Source organism: Xanthomonas hortorum, assembly GCF_040279205.1.
Classification (GTDB): domain Bacteria; phylum Pseudomonadota; class Gammaproteobacteria; order Xanthomonadales; family Xanthomonadaceae; genus Xanthomonas; species Xanthomonas hortorum_F.
This window is the reverse complement of sequence record NZ_JBEOLS010000034.1, coordinates 1-17,781: the sequence shown is the minus strand read 5'-3', so window position 1 is coordinate 17,781 and position 17,781 is coordinate 1. Positions and strand designations below refer to the sequence as shown.

Genomic DNA, 17,781 nt, shown 5'->3' with positions numbered 1-17,781 from the left:
GTAAGAGCCTACATGGATGTACTTGCGGCGTGTCCCGCGATGGTGGGCTGGCAAGGGCCCTGCAGCAAACCCGCAGATCAGCCGCAAACCAACGTGCCGATGACGCTACAAGGGCGTACTTGGGGCGTTTCCCGCGATGGTGGGTGGGCGAGGGCCCTGCAGCAAATCCGCAGATCAGCCGCGAACCAACATGCCGATGACGCCACAAAGGGCGTACTTGCGGCGTGTCCCGCGATGGTGGGCGGGCAAGGGCCCTGCAGCAAATCCGCAGATCACCCGCGTACCCACTTGCCAAAGACGCGTAATCGCCCGGCGCGCCGGACATTCGACACGCCAACATGGCTTGTTCGTGTTTTGAGGCCTTATCACCCTTGGCTTTTGCGTGACGTGATTGCACACTCGAAGGACCGTGGTGACGGTCGGCGTTGGGCCGGCTGCGCCGATGCGGCCGGCGGATTCCGGTCGTCGGAGAGCCTTGAATGGCGACGAGTGTGCGTATGCGAAATACCTTGACTTTGTTTTCGTCCAACGACGACGTGTTGTGCCACCGGGTCCGCTTGGTCCTGGCGGCGAAAGGGGTGACCTACGACCTGGTGCCGGTCGACCCACAAAATCCTCCCGAAGATCTGATCGATCTCAATCCCTATCACTCGGTTCCCACCCTGGTCGAACGCGACCTGGTGCTGTACGCCGCATCGGTGGTCAGCGAGTACCTGGACGAGCGCTATCCGCATCCGCCGCTGATGCCGGTCGACCCGCTGTCGCGCGCGCGCCTGCGTCTGGCGATGCTGCGGATCGAGCACGACTGGGTGCCGCAGGTGCAGGCCATCCAGCTCGGCAACAAGACCCAGGCCGAAGCCGGCCGCAAGCGCCTGAAGGAACTGCTCACCGCATCGGTGCCGTTGTTCAAGGCCAGCAAATTCTTCCTCAATCCGGAAATGAGTCTGGCCGATTGCGCCATGGCGCCGATCATCTGGCGACTGGACGCATTGGAGATCGGGCTGCCCAAGGACGGCAAGGCGATCGAGGACTACGGCAACCGGATCTTCCGCAATCCCGGCTTTATCCGCAGCCTGACCGATCAGGAACGCAAACTGCGCGACATGCCGGGCTGATGCGAGGGCTGTATGCCAACAGACCGACGTCCGATCGCAGCGCCGCCGCTGCGGGTCGTGTGCGGGTAAAATGACGCCATGAGCGAAGATTTCCCCCGCATGACCAGCCATCGCCCGTACCTGTTGCGGGCCTTGGTCGAATGGATCAACGACAATGGCATGACGCCGCACGTTCTGGTGGACGCAGGATTGCCTGGCGTGCAGGTGCCTGCCAGTGCCGTCAAGGATGGTCGCGTCGTATTGAACATCGCCGAACGCGCCGTGGTCGGGCTGCAGGTCGACAACGAAAGCGTGCGCTTTACTGCACGCTTTGGCGGCGTCAGCTATCCGGTGATGGTGCCGATGGCCGCCGTGCTGGCGGTGTACGCACGCGAGACCGGGCAGGGCATGGCCTTGCCGGACGACATCCCGGGCACCAGCACCGAGCCACCGGATCCCGGTGCACCGCCGCCACCGAGCCCGCCTACGCCGGACGAGCCGCCAAGCGCCGGCAAGCGCCCGCATTTGCGTGTGGTCAAGTAAGTGGACGGCCGGACGCGCATTGCGTGTCCGGCGTTCGATGTGTGGCAGGCGCTCGGTTACTGATGCGCACTGTGCGCATGAGGCAGCGATGAACAGACGTGCTGCTGGACAGGCGTGCTGCAATCGACGCATCGGTGCTGTCGATGCGTGATCAGCGCAGCGCAGACTTCGGTGGCGCATGCTCAAGCGCAAACGATGCAGTCGGATGCGCGCAACCCAGTCAAACCACACTCAATTCAAGCGCTGATGGTCCGGGCTCAGCGGCGTCACCGTGGCCACTTGCGGGCCGGTGAAGGCGATCAGCTGATCGCCGCGCAGCACCAGACGGCCACTGTGGCGGTCGACGCCGTCGTGCGAATACTCGAAACGAAACGTCCGCTCGAAGCCCAGCCAACCATTGGGTTTGCGGCAAATACGGATATTGGTGGAATGCACGCTCTGGTCCAGCCACTGCACATCGGCGGCGCGGCAGGCGTTGCGGCCGAGGATATCGGCGCGTTCGGCAGCGGCACGCGACGAGTTCCAGAACGCGTACAGCGCGGCGCCGGCAATCATGAAGAGAATAAGGCTGGGCATGGGCGCCAATGTGCCACGGCATGTGCCTGATCGACAATCGTCGTGCCGGGCCGCAGCGTTGCGTTGGCCGGTAGCAGGACATCCGGCATCGCCCAGTCTCCGACGATCACGCAGCTAGCGTCCTCGTTGCACCGGCAATGGCAGCGTCCTCGCTGTCCCAGCATTGGCTGAGCACACGTCGCGAACGTGCATCGGCTTTACGCGAGCGGCGCGCATAGGCCTATATGTACCCGCGTATGTACCCGCGATACGTCGATTGCGAGCGCTGAACACGCTCGTCTGAACGCTAGGCAGCAGCATCGATCACCGCACTAAACGATTTACCGCCTTCGCGGTGGCCGGCTTGCGTCGGCGACCGCGCACCCCCATCCAGTGCACTCCCCCCCGAGTTGAATCCGCGCACCGCTCGCCCTAACGTGGCGCGACGGTCGCGGTATCGCCTATGCATCCTGTCCTGCAGCAGTTCCATCCTGTCGTGGCCGCATGGTTCGCGCAGACCTTTGCTGCGCCCACGCCGGCGCAGATTGCCGCGTGGCCGGCGATCCAGGCCGGGCGGCACACGCTGGTGGCTGCGCCGACCGGTTCGGGCAAGACGCTGACCGCGTTCTTCGCCGCCATCGACGCGCTGATCCGCGATGGTCTGGCCAACGGCGGCGCATTGCCGGACGAAACCCGCGTGGTCTACGTGTCGCCGCTGAAGGCGCTATCCAACGACATCCATCTCAATCTGGACGCGCCGCTGCAAGGCATCCGCGCAGCCTTGCGCGCAGACGGTTTGCCGGATGTGGCAGTGCGCACGGCGGTACGTACCGGCGACACACCGCAGCGTGAGCGGGCCAAACTGCGGCGCGTGCCGCCGCATATTCTGGTAACCACGCCGGAGTCCTTGTATGTGCTGCTGGGCTCGGCCTCCGGGCGTAACGCGCTGCGCCACGTGCGCACCGTCATCGTCGATGAAATCCATGCGGTGGCGGCGGACAAACGCGGTAGCCATCTGAGCCTGACGCTGGAGCGTCTGCAACGATTGGCCGAGCGCCCGATCACCCGCATCGGGCTGTCTGCCACGCAAAAGCCGATTGAAACTGTCGCGCAATTTCTGGTCGGTGTCGGCGACGCCGGGCAACCTCCACCGCAGTGCGACATCGTGGATATCGGCTACACCCGCACGCGCGATCTCTCACTGGCCTTGCCGCCGACGCCGCTGAGCGTGGTGATGTCCAACGACCAGTGGCTGCAGGTATACGCCGAGGTAGCCGCGCTGGCGCAGCAACACCGCACCACGCTGGTGTTCGTCAATACCCGGCGTATGGCCGAGCGGGCCGCGCGGCATCTGGGTGATCTGCTCGGCAAACAGCGCGTGGCCGCACATCACGGCAGCCTGTCGCGCGAGACGCGCCTGCTGGCCGAGCAGCGCCTCAAGGCTGGCGAATTGACCGTATTGGTGGCCACCGCATCGCTGGAACTCGGGCTGGATATCGGCGATGTCGATCTGGTCTGCCAGCTCGGCTCGCCGCGTTCGATCGCCACGTTCCTGCAACGTGCCGGACGCGCCGGGCATGCGGTCGGTGGCACGCCGAAGGCGCGGCTGTTTCCGCAGACCCGCGACGAGTTGGTCGAATGCGCCGCGCTGCTCGATAGCGTGCGCCGCGGCGAGCTGGACGCGCTACGGATTCCGCTCGCGCCGATCGATGTGCTTGCACAACAAATCGTGGCCGAGGCCGCCTGCGAGGACTGGGACGAAGACGCGCTGTTCGCGCTGGTGCGCCGCGCGTGGCCATTCGCTCAGCTGAGCCGGGAGACGTTCGATCGCGTGGTGGGCATGCTGTGCGATGGCTTCAGTACCCGGCTGGGGCCGCGTGCGGGTTATCTGCATCGTGATGCGGTGCACCGCCGCCTGCATGCACGCCGTGGTGCGCGCATGACCGCGCTGACCTCCGGCGGCACCATTCCTGAAACCGGCGATTACAGCGTGGTGCTGGAGCCGCAGGCGGAAAAGATCGGTACGGTGAACGAGGATTTCGCGGTCGAAAGCCTGACCGGCGATGTGTTTCAGCTCGGCAATGCCAGCTACCGCATCCTGCGTGTGGATGCGGGCCGCGTGCGGGTGGAAGATGCCAAGGGCGCGCCGCCGAACATTCCGTTCTGGCTGGGCGAGGCGCCGGGCCGCAGCGATGAATTGTCGGCGGCGGTGTCGCGGTTGCGTGGCGAAGTTGCGGTGCGGCTGGACAGCGCGCCGTTAGAAGGCATGCTAATCGACAGCACGCCACGCGCCTCCGCGCCACATCAAGCCGCCTGTGATTGGCTCTGCAGCGAGTTGGGCCTGGCCGCCGAAGCCGCGCGCCAACTGGTGGACTATCTCGCGCACGCCTGCGCGGCGCTGGGCACCATGCCGACCCAGCAATGTCTGGTGATGGAGCGCTTCTTCGATGCAAGCGGCGGCACCCAGCTGGTGATCCACTCGCCGTATGGCAGCCGCATCAATCGCGCTTGGGGGCTGGCGTTGCGCAAGCGCTTCTGCCGCACCTTCAATTTCGAATTGCAGGCGGCGGCAACTGAAGATGCGATCGTGCTGTCGCTGTCCACCAGTCATAGTTTTGCACTGGAGGAGGTGGCCCGTTATCTGCACTCGTCATCGGCCGAGCATGTGCTGATCCAGGCGGTGCTGGATGCGCCGCTGTTCGGCGTGCGCTGGCGCTGGAATGCGACCAATGCGATGGCGTTGCCGCGCTTCACTGGCGGCAACAAGGTGGCGCCGCAGTTGCAGCGGATGAAGTCCGAAGATCTGCTGGCGAGCGTGTTCCCCGATCAGGTGGCCTGCGCGGAGAATTTGGCCGGCGAACGCCAGGTGCCGGACCATCCCTTGGTGACGCAGACGCTGCAGGATTGCCTGCATCAGGCCATGGACAGCGAAGGCTGGTTGCAGGTGCTGCGTGGGCTGGAATCCGGTGCAATCACGGTGGTGGCGCGCGATCTGGCCGCGCCATCGCCGCTGGCGGCGGAAGCCTTGAACGCGCGTCCGTACGCGTTTCTGGACGACGCGCCACTGGAAGAGCGCCGCACCCAGGCGGTGCAAAACCGCCGCTACACGCCGCAGACCAGCGACGATCTGGGCCGGCTCGATCCCGATGCCATCGCCTCGGTGCGCGAGGAAGCCTGGCCGCAGCCACGCGATGCCGAAGAAATGCACGAAGCGCTGGTTGGGCTTGGCGTATTGCCCGTGGACGAAGCCGCCGATGCGCAATGGCAGGCCTGGTTGGCTGCGCTGGCTGCCGATGGGCGCGCCAGCTGTATCGCGTTGAACGGTGCGCCCGCGCTATGGATCAGCGCCGAGCGCATCGACTGGTTCACGCCGCTGTATCCAGATGCGTCCCCACAACCGCCGTTGCAGGCACCGGTCGATTGCCGTGTCGCCGAGTGGGAACGCGACTGGGCTGTGCGCGAACTGCTGCGCGGGCGCCTGTCTGCGATCGGCCCGGCGCAGGTGCCGGCATTGGCGGGTGCACTGCATTTGCCGCAGGCCGAGATCGTGCTCGCGCTGGCGGCATTGCAGCGCGAGGGCTATGTCATGGCCGGCCAGTTCAGTGCGCAGGCGCAGTCGGAAGAATGGTGCGAACGCCATCTGTTGGCGCGCATCCATCGCTACACCCTGGGGCGCTTGCGCCGCGAGATCGAACCGGTGTCGCAACGCGATTATGCGCGCTTTCTGTTCGAGTGGCAGCACCTCGACAGCGCCAGTCGTGTGGCCGGGCCGGATGCATTGGCCGGTGTTGTCGGGCAGCTGGAAGGCTTCGAAGCGCCCGCGCTGCTGTGGGAGAGCGAGCTGCTACCTGCGCGGGTACGCGACTATCAACCGGCGTGGCTGGACGAGTTGTGCACGGCCGGGCGCACCGTGTGGGCACGGCTGCGTCCCGGCGGTGGCCGCAGCGGCGCCGCGTTGCGCGCAACACCCATTGTGTTGCTGCCGCGTCGCGAAGCGCAGCGCTGGAGCAGCCTGGCACGCGGTGTCGATGACGCACCCCTGGGCTCGCGCGCGCAGCGCGTGGCCAAGGTGTTGCAGCAGCAAGGTGCGTTGTTCTTCGATGAGATCGCCGATGCCGCCCGCTTGATGAGCACCGAGCTGGAAGATGCGTTGAGCGAGCTGGTGATGCGTGGCCGCGCGCATTGCGACAGTTATGCCGGGCTGCGTGCGCTGCTGGTGCCTGCATCGAAGCGACCGAGCGCGTTGTCGCGCCACCGTCGCCGCGCCAGTGCGCTGGGTATTCGCGATGCCGGTCGCTGGGCGCCGGTGCGCACGTTGCCGGAATTGCCGTTGGCCGAAGCCGGCGAGCGGCATCAGGAGACCCTCGAACACGTCGCGCGCACGCTGCTGCGTCGTTATGGCGTGGTGTGTTGGCGGCTGCTCGAACGTGAGGCCGCATGGTTGCCGCCGTGGCGCGAATTGCTGCGCATGTATCAACGGCTGGAAGCGCGCGGCGAGATCCGGGGTGGTCGCTTTATCGCGGGCCTGTCTGGCGAACAATTCGCGTTGCCGGACGCGATTGCCGCGTTGCGCCGGGTGCGTGCACAGCCGCTGCAAGGGCAGTGGGTGTGCGTGAGTGCAAGCGACCCCAGCAATCTGCTCGGCAGTCTTCTGCCGGGCGAGCGCATCGCGCGCGTGCCGGGCAATCGCATCGCTTATCTCGATGGCCTGCCGGTGGCGGTGTGGGCGGCAGATCGCTTCCAGCCGCTGCAGGAACTCACCGCTGAGCAAGCCGAACAGGCACTGCGCTTGCTGCAACGTGGCCCGGGCGCTGCCGAGCAGACGCCGATGGAGCAATGGCTGGCTCAGTCGCCTGGCAGCACCGCGCGCGCGCCGGTCACGCGCGGAAGCGGGCGCGACAGATAGCGGCTATCGGGGACCACCCAGCGCCACGGCGCATCCATCGCCTTGCGGATGCCGATGCGCGGCGTCGTCAGCGGAATCGGTGGCGGCAGGCCATCGTCTTCGATCCATAGCCGCGCGCTTGCGCTGGTCAGATCCAGCCCGTTATCGGCAGCCGTCACGCCGAATGCCTGGGCCAGGCGACCGGGGCCGGTGGTCAAGGTCTTGAGCGGAGCAGCGTTACGTACAGCCCGCATGGAGGCGATCCCGGCCAGCGGCTCGAGCGCGCGAATCAGCACCGCATGACCAGGCGCGCCGCCGCACACCGCGTTGATCGCCCAATGCATGCCGTAGATGAAATACACATACAGATGCCCGGGCGCACCGAACATCACCTGCGTGCGTGGAGTCATGCCGCGGAACGAATGCGCTGCCGGATCTTCGCTGCCGCAATACGCCTCGACCTCGGTAATGCGCCCGCGTCGTCCGTCCGCACTGACCAACACCTTGTTGAGCAATTGCGGTGCAACGCTGCGTGCGTCGTGATCGTAAAACGTGCGCGGGAGTGGCCGAGGCGACATGCATGCAGCCTAGCGGCGCGGCCGTGATGTCGCTGCGGAAATGTCCCCGCAGGACTGTCCCGGACAACGCGCGAATCGCGGGTAGGATTTTTCCGAATGCGGGCTGCTGCGAGCGCATGACCGGTCACAAAAGCGCACATCCAACTGCCTGAATAGGCATTGCGGTAATGCCCGCATCTCAAGCGCGTTTTGCTGGCGCCGATAGCCATTAACGAACGGTTTAGAAACGCCGCGTCGTCGTGATCGCTACCTCGCAGCACGCCATCGCTTGTCCTTGCAGCGCTTGTCGCGCGCACCATCCTCAAGAGAACTTTCCAATGTTAGGCAACTTCAGAATCGGAACCAGGCTGATCGTGGCGTTCCTGATCGTCTCGGCGATCGGCGCATGCATCGGCTGGGTGGGCTATTCCAACTCCGGTCGTATCAGTGACCTGTCGAGCTCGCTGTACGAGCGCGAATTGCTGGGCTTGTCGAACGTGAAAGAGGCCAATATCAACCTCATTTATGCAGGCCGCGCACGTGCCAATCTGTTGTTGGCCAGCAGCGCCGAAGAACGCCAGTCGCATGTGCAGAGCATCGACAAGTACACCGCCAGGGTGGTCGATCACATCACCCGTGCGCGTGGCAGTTTCGAAACCGAAGAGGGCAAGACCAAGCTGGCGCAGTTCGATCGCGCCTGGCAAAAGTATCTGGACGAGCGCGGCCGCTTTATCGAAGTCGCCAACCGCGAGGCCTTGCGCGAAACCAATCCGGAATTGGCGGCGCTGTCGCGTGCCGTGCGCGCCAGTTCGGATGAAGTCGATAACCTGATGACCGATCTGAGCAGCCTGCGCGAGCGCAGCGCGGCATCGGCCAATGCGGAAACCGGTGCTATCCATGCACGCGCTTCCAAACTGCTGATCGCCATCATCTGCGGCGGCGTGCTGCTCGGTGCCATTCTCGGTGTGGTGATCAGCCGCAGCGTCACTGGCCCGATCCGCCGTGCAGTGGCGGTTGCCAATGGACTGTCGGAAGGCGATCTGAGCATGCGCATCGACGTTCAGGGCCGCGATGAAACCGCGCAGTTGCTCGAAGCCATGCGCACCATGGTGCAGAAGCTCTCGCAGGTGGTCGGCGAGGTCAATACCAGCGCCGAGACCCTGGCCAGTGCATCGGAAGAAGTCAGTGCCACTGCGCAGAGCCTGTCGCAGGCCGCCAGCGAACAGGCGGCCGGTGTGGAAGAAACCAGCGCATCGCTGGAACAGATGACCGCATCGATCAGCCAGAACACCGAGAACGCGCGCATCACCGATGGCATGGCCACCCAGGCCGCGAAAGAAACCATCGAAGGTGGCGAAGCAGTGGTCGCCACCACCCAGGCGATGAAGCAGATCGCGCAAAAGATCGGCATCATCGACGACATCGCCTATCAGACCAATCTGCTCGCGCTCAACGCGGCGATCGAAGCGGCGCGTGCCGGCGAACATGGCAAGGGCTTTGCCGTGGTCGCCGCCGAGGTGCGCAAGCTGGCCGAACGCAGCCAGGTGGCCGCGCAGGAGATCGGCGAAGTGGCAAGTTCCAGCGTGGAATTGGCCGATCGCGCAGGGCGTTTGCTGGACACCATCGTGCCCAGCATTAAACGCACCTCGGATCTGGTGCAGGAGATTTCCGCCGCCTCCGAAGAGCAATCCTCCGGCGTCAGTCAGATCAACTCGGCGGTGGTGCAGCTCAGTCAGACCACCCAGCAGAATGCCAGCGCGTCCGAAGAACTGGCCGCCACTGCCGAAGAGATGAGCGCGCAGGCCGAACAACTGCAGCAGAGCATGGCGTTCTTCCGCCTGGGCGGGCAGGCGCCTGCGAGCACGCCGCCCAAGCGTGGCAAGGCGGTAGCCGCACGTCCGGCACGCGCCGCAGCTGCACGTGGTTGGCGCAGCACTGCAGCGCCGGCCTACGCCATGTCCGAGGGCCCGGACGAAGGCCAGTTCGCCCGCTTCTGAGAGACCGATCGATGACTGCACAGACCCCCAATGTGATGCCTGGCGACGCCGATGCGGCGGCCCAGTACCTGACCTTTCAACTGGCCGGCGAAACCTTCGCCATCAGCATTCTCGGCATTCGCGAAATCATTCAGTACCGCGCCCCCACGCCGGTGCCGTCGATGCCGGCCTGCGTGCGCGGGGTGATCAATCTGCGCGGTGCGGTGGTGCCGGTGGTGGACCTGCAAGCGCGGCTGGGGCGTGCCGACAGCGCCATCGGCAAACGCAGCTGCATCGTGATCCTGGCTACCGAGCAGGCACAGGGACCGCAGGTGATCGGAGTGTTGGTCGATGCGGTCAACGCGGTGATCGAACTGGCCGATCAGGACATCGAAGCCGCGCCCGCGTTCGGTACGCATATCCGCCGCGATCTGCTACGCGGCATGGGCAAGGTCGGCGAGCGCTTTGTGGTGTTGCTGGAGATGGAGCAGGTGCTGCATGTCGAGGAGATTGCCGGCACTGCCGATGCACTGGCCGCCTGAGCTGCAGCCTCGCCAGACGCCTGAACCAGGCATCTGGCGAGCGCTACCAATCAATCCTGCAGATACCAACCAGCGAAGCGATGCACGCGGTTGCGCCCGCTGCGTACCGCGAACTGCAATGCATGCCGCGCGCGCGCCAGCAAGGCGTTGGTGTCGTGCAAATCGCAGGCAGGTGCATCCACCAGCCCGATGCTGACCGTCAACGGAGCATTCGGCCAGGTGGCCGTTTCGATTGCCGCGCGGATCCGTTCGGCGGTTTCCACAGCGACCTGCGCCGACGTCGACGGCAATGCCACACACAGCTGATCCGAATTCAATCGGGCCACACTTGCGGTGGGCGGCAGCTGCGCTTCGATCATTCTTGCGGCCTTGACCAGTGTTGCATCCGCCGCAGCCGCGCCGGCCTGCAATTTCTGCCGTTTGAAGCCATCCAGATCGATCAGCAGAAAGCCGAGCGATGGCTCAGCCGAAGCACTCGGCGCGTCTGCAAGCGCGTGCACTGCGCGCTCCAGACCGGCGCGATTCCACAAGCCGGTGAGCTCGTCGCGCAGCGCGTCCAGCTCGACCAGCTTGGCTGCGTGGCGCAACTCGATGGTAGTGACCACTTGCCGCGCCAGCGCCTTCAGCGCGTCGCGTTCGGCCACCGACAGGCGCCGCGGCGTGCGGTCCAGCACGCACAGCGTCCCCAGCGCGATACCGTCGGAGGTCAGCAGTGGGGCCCCCGCATAAAAGCGGATCTGCGGTTCGCCGGTGACCAGTGCATTGTCGACAAAACGCGCGTCCAGATGGGCGTCGCCGACTTCCATCACCTGATCGGGTTCGAGAATGGCATGCGCGCAGAACGACAGATCGCGTGGCGTCTCGCGCGGCTGCATGCCGATCCTGGATTTGAACCACTGGCGTTGCGTGTCTATCAGCGAAATCAGCGCCATTGGCGTCCGGCACACTGCCGCAGCGATCGCAGTGAATTCATCGTAGCTGGGTTCGGGCGCGGTATCCAGGATCTGGTAAACGTGCAGTGCGGCCAGGCGATCGTCTTCATTGGCCGGCATGCGCGCGCCGAAGGTCGCATTGATGCCACCGGGCAATAGTGTCGCGTGGATCAGGCTCAACGCGGGCGCGTCGGGATTCTGCATGCAAAGGACCACCGGAACAGGGCGCCGTCAGGCGATGAAAGACAAGGTGCGAGCACGGCGATGGCCGGTACAACCGAGCCATCGCCTGACTGTTGGAACTAGCGCGCCAGCCACTCTAGCGGCGAGCGCGTGCCTAGATCTTGCCACAGGAGCCACTGCGCGGACGCATCGAGCCATTTTAGAGCGGCTAACAAACGTAGCGAGCGGTCGTTAGGTGGCTGCGGGCGGCGCGCAGGAACCGGAGTGTACGAGTGGTACATGCCGATTCGGAGCACCGACCTCGCGCACCTGGCGGCCGCGCAGTAGTTTTGCCAGCCGCTTTAGTCCTGGCTGACTGCGTGCGGACATCGCAGTGGCATCACTCGCCCTGACCGGCGTTGCCGTGCGGACGGCGGTTGTTTTCTTTGTCTATCTGCAAGTCCTTCTGGCCCGGGCGCTGCTTGGCCGCCTCATCGTGCTGACGGTCCTGCTGGCTTTCGGCAGCGCCATGCTGATTCTCTGTGACGTTGTCGGGCTGTTTCTGCTCAGTGCTCATGGCGTGCGTGTCCAGGGTGAATGAAGAAACGGACGTTAGCGCGCGCGGTGTGATCCTGGCGGCATGGTTCCGTTGTCACGGCTGCGCACGCTCAACCCCAGGTCGGCGCCGAGTGAGTAACCCGAATGCCGCCAGCCCGCGACAAACAAAAAATCCCCGGCAACCAGTGGTTGCCGGGGATTTTTTGAAAATCAATGGTGGAGCGGAAGGGGATCGAACCCTCGACCTTCGCGATGCGAACGCGACGCTCTCCCAGCTGAGCTACCGCCCCACGTGCTTTTGATTCTAACCATATGCCGCGCGGTTCGCCAAGGGCTGGCTTGCGGTGTCGGACCGCACCGTCAAAGATGCGATCTGGGGTCAATGATGCGCTGCAATCACTCGCCGATCAGCGGGAACTTGAGGTCCGGGTTCTTGGCCTTCCATTCCTTGTACGACACCGAGCCTTCCCATGCAGCGAACGCCTTGGGGGTGCGGCCGCGACCGGACCAGGTTTCGCCGGTGTGTGGCAGTTCGTACTTCGGCTTGACTTCGCTACGGCCGCTCTTGACCACTTCCTTGCGTGCGGTGCCGGTACCCAGGTAGCCGGCGATATCGTTGCGCTGCTTGGTGTTGAAGTGGCCGGCGAACTGTTCGAGCAGCGAGACGATGGTGGCATGCGCAGACGATGCTTCGCTTGCGCGCTCGGTCTTCTCCTGTTCTTCCAGCTTCTGCAGTTCCTCCAGCAGCTTGGCTTTGGCTTGTGCGATGGAATCCAGTTTCGAAGTGGTATTGCTCACAGAGGTATAGCCTCGGAATAAAAAAGTAGTGGAGACGCCGCCCAGAGGGCGCGCGTCATTATGGCATGCGGCCTGTGGGCGGCCGTTAGCTGCGCGGGTGCCTGCTCAGGGTGTGAAACCCCTGTCGCCAGGCCTGTGCGGTCGCTTTTTGCAGTACCGCCACAGGTGCCGTCCAGGGTCTGCCCGTGCAGCCAACCCGGCCGTCACCATACCGCGAGCGATACCTTACTGCGATCACCGCGCAGTAGCGTCATCCAGCAGCGGCAGCACTTGCGCCTCCAGCACCTCGCGGCGCCATTGGCCCAGCGGGGCAGGCCAGCTGTGTTGTTCGATCAGGCTCTCCAGGTGCCGGCGCGAGGCCAGGATGCCGTCCGGCAGGCCCAGTTCGCGGCTGCGCTGCGCCACCGCGTCCTGCAGGCGCTTGAGTACCGCCTTGTTGCCGTCGGTGGCGGCCTGCGCCAGCGGCGCATGGTCCTCGTCCGGCAGCGGTGTGTTGAGCGCGTCCCACACTGCGGCGGCGAGTTTGCGCGGGGCCTTGGGGAATTTGTCGAACTGGCGCAGCAGTGCATCCAGATCGTCGGGCGGAAAACGTGCCAGCTGGCTGGCCAGTTCGTTGTCCAGGATCCAGCTGCGTGGGCGGTCGCTCTGACGCGCCTGCAGATCGCGCCAGCGCAGCAGCCGCAGCAGCCGACGCTGCGCGGCAGGTTCCAAAAATTGCGCGGTGCGCAGGCTCACATGCGGCCAACGCTCGCCATCGTCGTGCTCCACCGTGGCGAGCAGGCGCTCGGCATCTTCGGCCAGCCAGCCCAGGCGGTCCTGCTCGGTCAGACGGCGGCTGAGTTCGTCATGGATCGCAAACAGATAGCGCACATCGTCGGCGGCGTATTCGAGCTGTGCGGGCGAGAGCGGGCGGCGCATCCAGTCCGAGCGCGTCTCGCCCTTGGTCAGCAAGGTGCCGGTCACTTCCTGCACCAGCTTCTGATAGCCCATGCCACCGCCCACGCCGGCCAGCGCGGCAGCGATCTGGGTATCGAACAACGGCCGCGGCAACACTCCGCAGGCGCATTTGAAGGTGACCAGATCTTCGCTGGCGCTATGCATCACCTTGACGATATCGGTGGCGGTCAACCATTCCCCAAGCGCCGCGTTCATGCCCGGAATCAGCGGGTCGATCAGCAGGATCTCCTCGCCGATGGCCATCTGCACCAGCGCCAGTTGCGGCCAGTAGGTGCGTTCGCGAATGAATTCGGTGTCCAGGCCAATGCGGGACGGACGCGCTGCGTGCAGGCGTTGCGTCAGCTCGGAGGGGTGGGTGATCCAATGGGGCACGTGATTTCCGTCGACAGCGAGGGTTTGCGCAGGACGCGCAGAATAGCCTAACGTCGCGATCGCCTGTCGTGCGGCAGAGCACTGGAAGGAGCAGGTGGTGGGTGAGTGTGGTAACCGGATGGCAGCGTGGGGACTGGTCGCGTTAAGCCTGTGCGCCTGTTCGCGTGCACCCACGCCAGCGCCTGCCGCTGCGCCACAACCTGCAGCCGCGGCTGCGGTGCCGAGCAAGCCGAATGTTTCGATCAGTGGCGAAGAATCCGCCGAGACCGTGGCGCAATGGCAACCGCCGGCAGTGGACCTGGGCGACGAACCTTTGGCGCAGGCGCGCAAGCGCGCCGACCAGGCCTTGCAGGAAGATCGGCTGTTTCGCAGTGCCGACGATGCGATCCCGTTGTATCTGGCGATCCAGCAACGTGCCGACGGCAAGGATGCGGCCAGCCGTCGCGGGCTGGAGCAGGCGCGGCGCCGGCTGATCGAGCGCGGCGAGGACTTGATCGAACAGACCGAGCGCCAGGACGATGCGCTCGAACAGGCGCGTGAGCTTGCCATCGTGGCCCTGGCGCTGGCGCCGCAGGATCCCAAGGTGCGCGCGCTGCAAAGTGCGGTTGAAACCGCGCAGCGCGTGCTCGGCTTCAACCGTGCCGGCGAAGAAGATCTGCGCGGTGGGCGGCTGGGCGAAGACGGCAATGGCGCGCTGGTGAATTTTCGCGATGCGGCCCGGCTGGACCCCGACAACCCACGCACGCGGCAGGGACTTGCGGCCGTGGAAAGCGGCTTGCTGGCACGAGCCGAGCAGGCTGCCGAGGCAGGCGATTTCATCGCTGCGCGTTACTGGTTGCAGATGGCCGGGCAGGTGCGCGAGCGCGCGCCGACCATTGCCGATGCACGGGCACGCGTGGAGCGCATGCGCCACGCACAGATCGCCGCCTTGCACGATGCCGGCCTGCACGATCTGAACTCGCCGCGGGGGCTCAAGCCGGCCGGCGAGAAATTGGCCGAAGTGTTGCGCATCGCCGACCCGGGCGACCCGGTGGCCGGCGATCTGCGCCGTCGTCTCGAATTGGCCACCCATTACGGCAGTTTTCGCCCCGGGCAGGTGTTCACCGATGGGCTCAAAGTGGGCGGGCGCGGGCCGCAGATGATCGTGGTGCCGCATGGCGCGTTTCAGATGGGTGCAGGCGACGCCGAGCCGGGGGCGTCCGACAACGAGCGCCCCGCGCATTACGTGCGCTTCGCTCGGGGCTTTGCGCTGTCGATCACCGAAGTGACCGTCGCCGAGTTTCGTCAATTCATCGAGGCGACCGGCGCACGCCCGCGTGCCACCCGACGCGGTCACTCGGTGGTGTACGACGAGCGCAGCGGCAACTTCATCCGCCGCAGCGGGGTGGATTGGCAATCCGACTACAACGGCGCGCAGGCCGCACCCAACAGCCCGGTGATGCACGTCAGCATCCGCGACGCCGAAGCCTATGCGAGCTGGTTATCGGAACAGACCGGCCGCCATTACCACGTGCCCAGCGAGGCCGAGTTCGAATACGCGGTGCGCGCCGGCACCACCGGGCGTTATCCGTGGGGCAATGCCGGCTCGCCGCCGCTGGATGCGGGTAATTTCACCGGCGGCAACGATGTCTCGCGCAGTGGCCGGCACTGGAACAACGGCTTTGTCGGCTATGGCGACGGTTTCTGGGGGCCGGCGCCGGTGGGCAGCTTTCGCGCCAACGCCTGGGGCCTGCACGACATGGGCGGCAATCTGAGCGAGTGGGTGGCCGACTGCTGGCATGCCAGCTACCGGCGCGCGCCGGCCGACGGTGCGGCGTGGTTCAACCCCGGTTGCCGGCAGCGCATGATCCGCGGCGGCAGCTGGGCCAATTCTCCGCAGCAGACGCGCGCGGCCTGGCGGCAGTCGCAGGACTCCGATAGCACCAGCGCGCGCATCGGCTTCCGCGTGGCGCGCGGTATCTAGGGCGGCGGTCCGGGCGGCATGCCTGTCGCCGCCAAGGATGTGATCGCAGCAGCGCAGATCGACGTTCTTGGCGCCAGTCGGGGTGCGATTGCGGCGCGCCGGTTGCAGCTTCCCGGTGAGCGCCGGTCCGGTGTTGTTTACCGCTGACCACGGGTCACCCGGTGTGCAGGCTTAACCCCAGCGAACAGCCCCCGAACCGCTCCGGAACCCACGGGCGTTCGCTGCGGTCTGCAGTGCCAGCACTTCTGAAGGATGGCGGCGATGAGCTGGGGAATCCGTTTGTTTCGTTGGCTGATCGCAGTGCTGCTGATCGGTGGCAGCGGCTACGCGGTAGCGCGGCATCTGCAGGATGGAAACACTGCCGGGCATTACGGCTCGGTCGAAGTGGTGCGCCCCGAGGGCATGCCCAAGGCGATGGTGGTGCTGTTGCCCGACAGCGGCCATCCCCAGGACGGCCAGCGGCTTGCCGAGATGCTGAGCAACGACGGCGCGTTGGTCGCGGTGATCGATACCGCCAGCTACCGCGAACGTGTGCGGTCTCACCGCGCCGCCTGCAGCTCGCTGGCCGACGATGCCGAGCGGCTGGGCAAGAAGTTGCTGCGCGCCGAGCACGTGGATGCGTTCCTGCCGCCGGTGCTGGTGGGGCAGGGCGATGGTGCGGTGCTGGCACGCCAGGCGCTGGCCTCGGCCGCGCCGGACGTGCTGGGTGGCGCGGTTGTCGCCGACGGCGGCACCAGCGATGTCGGCCTTGCCTGCGCACGCGATGTGCCCGATGCGAATCAGGGCTTCCTCGATGATCTGGTCGACGACGCCAACCCGATGCAGATTGCCGCCGCCACCCTTGGCCATTTTCAGGCAGCGCAGGCACAAGGGGTGGGCGATCTGCCGTTGGTGGAACTGCATGCGCCCGGCAGTGACCGCCTGGTGGTGATGCTGTCCGGCGATGGTGGCTGGCGCGAGCTGGACAAAGGCATCGCCGCGCAGTTGCAGCAACAGGGCGTGTCGGTGGTGGGCTGGAACAGCCTGCGCTACTTCTGGGGCAGCCGCACGCCGCAGCAGGTCGGGGCGGATCTGGATCGAGTGATCGCAACGTATCGGCAGCGCTGGCATATCCAACACGTCGCCTTGGTGGGCTATTCGTTCGGTGCCGACGTGTTGCCGTTCGCCTATCCGGAGCTGTCGCCGCAGCAGCGTGCCTCGGTGCAATTCGTCAGCTTGCTCGGCCTTGGCCATCAGGCCGATTTCAAGGTGCGCGTCGGCGGCTGGCTGGGGTGGCACAACGATGCCGAACGCGATGTGGAACCGGCGATTCAGTCGCTGGACGCGCATCGCCTGCAATGCATCTACGGCGATCAGGAAAAGGACACGCTGTGCCCTGAGTTACGCGCACGCGGTGTCGAGGTGGTTGCGCGCCCGGGTGGCCATCACTTCGATCATGATCCTGCGGTGCTGGCCGGAGTGTTGCTGCAAGGCTGGCAGCATGCGGCGCAGACGCCCACGCCCAGCCGTGGTTGAGCGGCGACGCGACCAATAGCACACGAGCGAGTTGCCAGGTGCGATGCCCTCACCGCTTGCGGGACCCTTGGCGGCAGGGATTCTTCCAAAGATTCTTCATGGACTGATTCACGGCGTGTCCCGCGCGCGGTGAGGGCTTTGCGCGCTCGACGCACTGAACTTTTGAACCAAGCATTTGATGCATCTCGACGATGCTACGACGCGAAGTCTCGTTTGTCCTGGAGTGATCGAACACCGTGGATACATCGGGTGTAGAGCGGCTGATCTGCGGCTTGGCTGCAGGGCCCTTGCCCGCCCACCGTCGCGGGACACGCCGCAAGTACGTCCATGTAGGCTCTTACGCGGCATCCATGCCGCGTAAGGTCCCGCGAC

The 17,781-nt window shown here is 65.5% G+C and carries 13 protein-coding genes, 1 tRNA gene and 1 other RNA gene; 8 read left to right on the top strand and 7 right to left on the bottom strand.

What is annotated here, in order from left to right:
* Positions 1–479 precede the first annotated feature (479 nt).
* Positions 480–1,115 carry a glutathione S-transferase N-terminal domain-containing protein gene (locus ABS769_RS13865; protein WP_006453247.1) on the top strand — a complete coding sequence of 212 codons (636 nt, stop codon included), beginning with the start codon at positions 480–482 and terminating at the stop codon, positions 1,113–1,115.
* A gap of 78 nt (positions 1,116–1,193) precedes the next feature.
* A complete protein-coding gene (locus ABS769_RS13860; protein WP_168957348.1) occupies positions 1,194–1,637 on the top strand; it encodes a ClpXP protease specificity-enhancing factor in 444 nt (147 codons plus the stop codon).
* A gap of 231 nt (positions 1,638–1,868) precedes the next feature.
* Here ABS769_RS13860 and ABS769_RS13855 read toward each other — a convergent pair whose 3' ends face one another.
* Positions 1,869–2,213: a DUF3301 domain-containing protein gene (locus ABS769_RS13855; protein WP_074057315.1), complete on the bottom strand. Its 345-nt coding sequence runs from the start codon at positions 2,211–2,213 to the stop codon at positions 1,869–1,871.
* A gap of 442 nt (positions 2,214–2,655) precedes the next feature.
* On the opposite strand from ABS769_RS13855, the gene ABS769_RS13850 reads away from it, so the two are divergent.
* Positions 2,656–7,098: a DEAD/DEAH box helicase gene (locus tag ABS769_RS13850; RefSeq protein WP_317060398.1), complete on the top strand. Its 4,443-nt coding sequence runs from the start codon at positions 2,656–2,658 to the stop codon at positions 7,096–7,098.
* On the opposite strand, the gene ABS769_RS13845 is transcribed toward ABS769_RS13850, so the two are convergent.
* A complete protein-coding gene (locus ABS769_RS13845) occupies positions 7,038–7,655 on the bottom strand; it encodes a DNA-3-methyladenine glycosylase (RefSeq protein ID WP_317060400.1) in 618 nt (205 codons plus the stop codon). The genes ABS769_RS13850 and ABS769_RS13845 overlap by 61 nt on opposite strands.
* A gap of 317 nt (positions 7,656–7,972) precedes the next feature.
* Here ABS769_RS13845 and ABS769_RS13840 point away from each other — a divergent pair, with 317 nt between their 5' ends.
* Together ABS769_RS13840 and ABS769_RS13835 are read left to right on the top strand one after the other, a co-directional pair.
* On the top strand, positions 7,973–9,631 hold the full coding sequence (locus ABS769_RS13840; RefSeq protein ID WP_317060401.1) for a methyl-accepting chemotaxis protein: 1,659 nt from the start codon (positions 7,973–7,975) through the stop codon (positions 9,629–9,631).
* 11 nt (positions 9,632–9,642) lie between these two features.
* On the top strand, positions 9,643–10,152 hold the full coding sequence (locus ABS769_RS13835) for a chemotaxis protein CheW (protein ID WP_317060403.1): 510 nt from the start codon (positions 9,643–9,645) through the stop codon (positions 10,150–10,152).
* Between the two features lie 50 nt (positions 10,153–10,202).
* Here the strand turns inward: ABS769_RS13835 and ABS769_RS13830 are convergent, their stop codons facing one another.
* Entirely contained in the window at positions 10,203–11,288 is a 1,086-nt protein-coding gene (locus ABS769_RS13830) for a sensor domain-containing diguanylate cyclase (protein WP_317060404.1), read from the bottom strand.
* A gap of 185 nt (positions 11,289–11,473) precedes the next feature.
* Positions 11,474–11,548, bottom strand: a non-coding RNA gene (locus tag ABS769_RS13825) — sX9 sRNA.
* 92 nt (positions 11,549–11,640) lie between these two features.
* Here ABS769_RS13825 and ABS769_RS13820 point away from each other — a divergent pair.
* Complete coding sequence (locus ABS769_RS13820; RefSeq protein ID WP_317060411.1) at positions 11,641–11,847, top strand: hypothetical protein; 207 nt, start codon at positions 11,641–11,643, stop codon at positions 11,845–11,847.
* A 171-nt stretch (positions 11,848–12,018) separates the two neighbouring features.
* Here ABS769_RS13820 and ABS769_RS13815 read toward each other — a convergent pair.
* The 3 genes from ABS769_RS13815 to rnd all read right to left on the bottom strand — a co-directional run bounded on the left by ABS769_RS13815 (position 12,019) and on the right by rnd (position 13,931).
* Positions 12,019–12,094: transfer RNA gene (locus ABS769_RS13815), tRNA-Ala, on the bottom strand.
* Between the two features lie 106 nt (positions 12,095–12,200).
* Positions 12,201–12,602, bottom strand: coding sequence for an H-NS family nucleoid-associated regulatory protein (locus ABS769_RS13810; RefSeq protein ID WP_023904240.1), 402 nt, complete (start codon positions 12,600–12,602; stop codon positions 12,201–12,203).
* A gap of 234 nt (positions 12,603–12,836) precedes the next feature.
* A complete protein-coding gene (gene rnd / locus ABS769_RS13805) occupies positions 12,837–13,931 on the bottom strand; it encodes a ribonuclease D (protein ID WP_023904239.1) in 1,095 nt (364 codons plus the stop codon).
* A 118-nt stretch (positions 13,932–14,049) separates the two neighbouring features.
* On the opposite strand from rnd, the gene ABS769_RS13800 reads away from it, so the two are divergent.
* Together ABS769_RS13800 and ABS769_RS13795 are read left to right on the top strand one after the other, a co-directional pair.
* Positions 14,050–15,894: a formylglycine-generating enzyme family protein gene (locus tag ABS769_RS13800; RefSeq protein WP_180334220.1), complete on the top strand. Its 1,845-nt coding sequence runs from the start codon at positions 14,050–14,052 to the stop codon at positions 15,892–15,894.
* 261 nt (positions 15,895–16,155) lie between these two features.
* A complete protein-coding gene (locus ABS769_RS13795) occupies positions 16,156–17,409 on the top strand; it encodes a virulence factor family protein (protein ID WP_317060408.1) in 1,254 nt (417 codons plus the stop codon).
* The last annotated feature ends 372 nt before the right edge of the window (positions 17,410–17,781 follow it).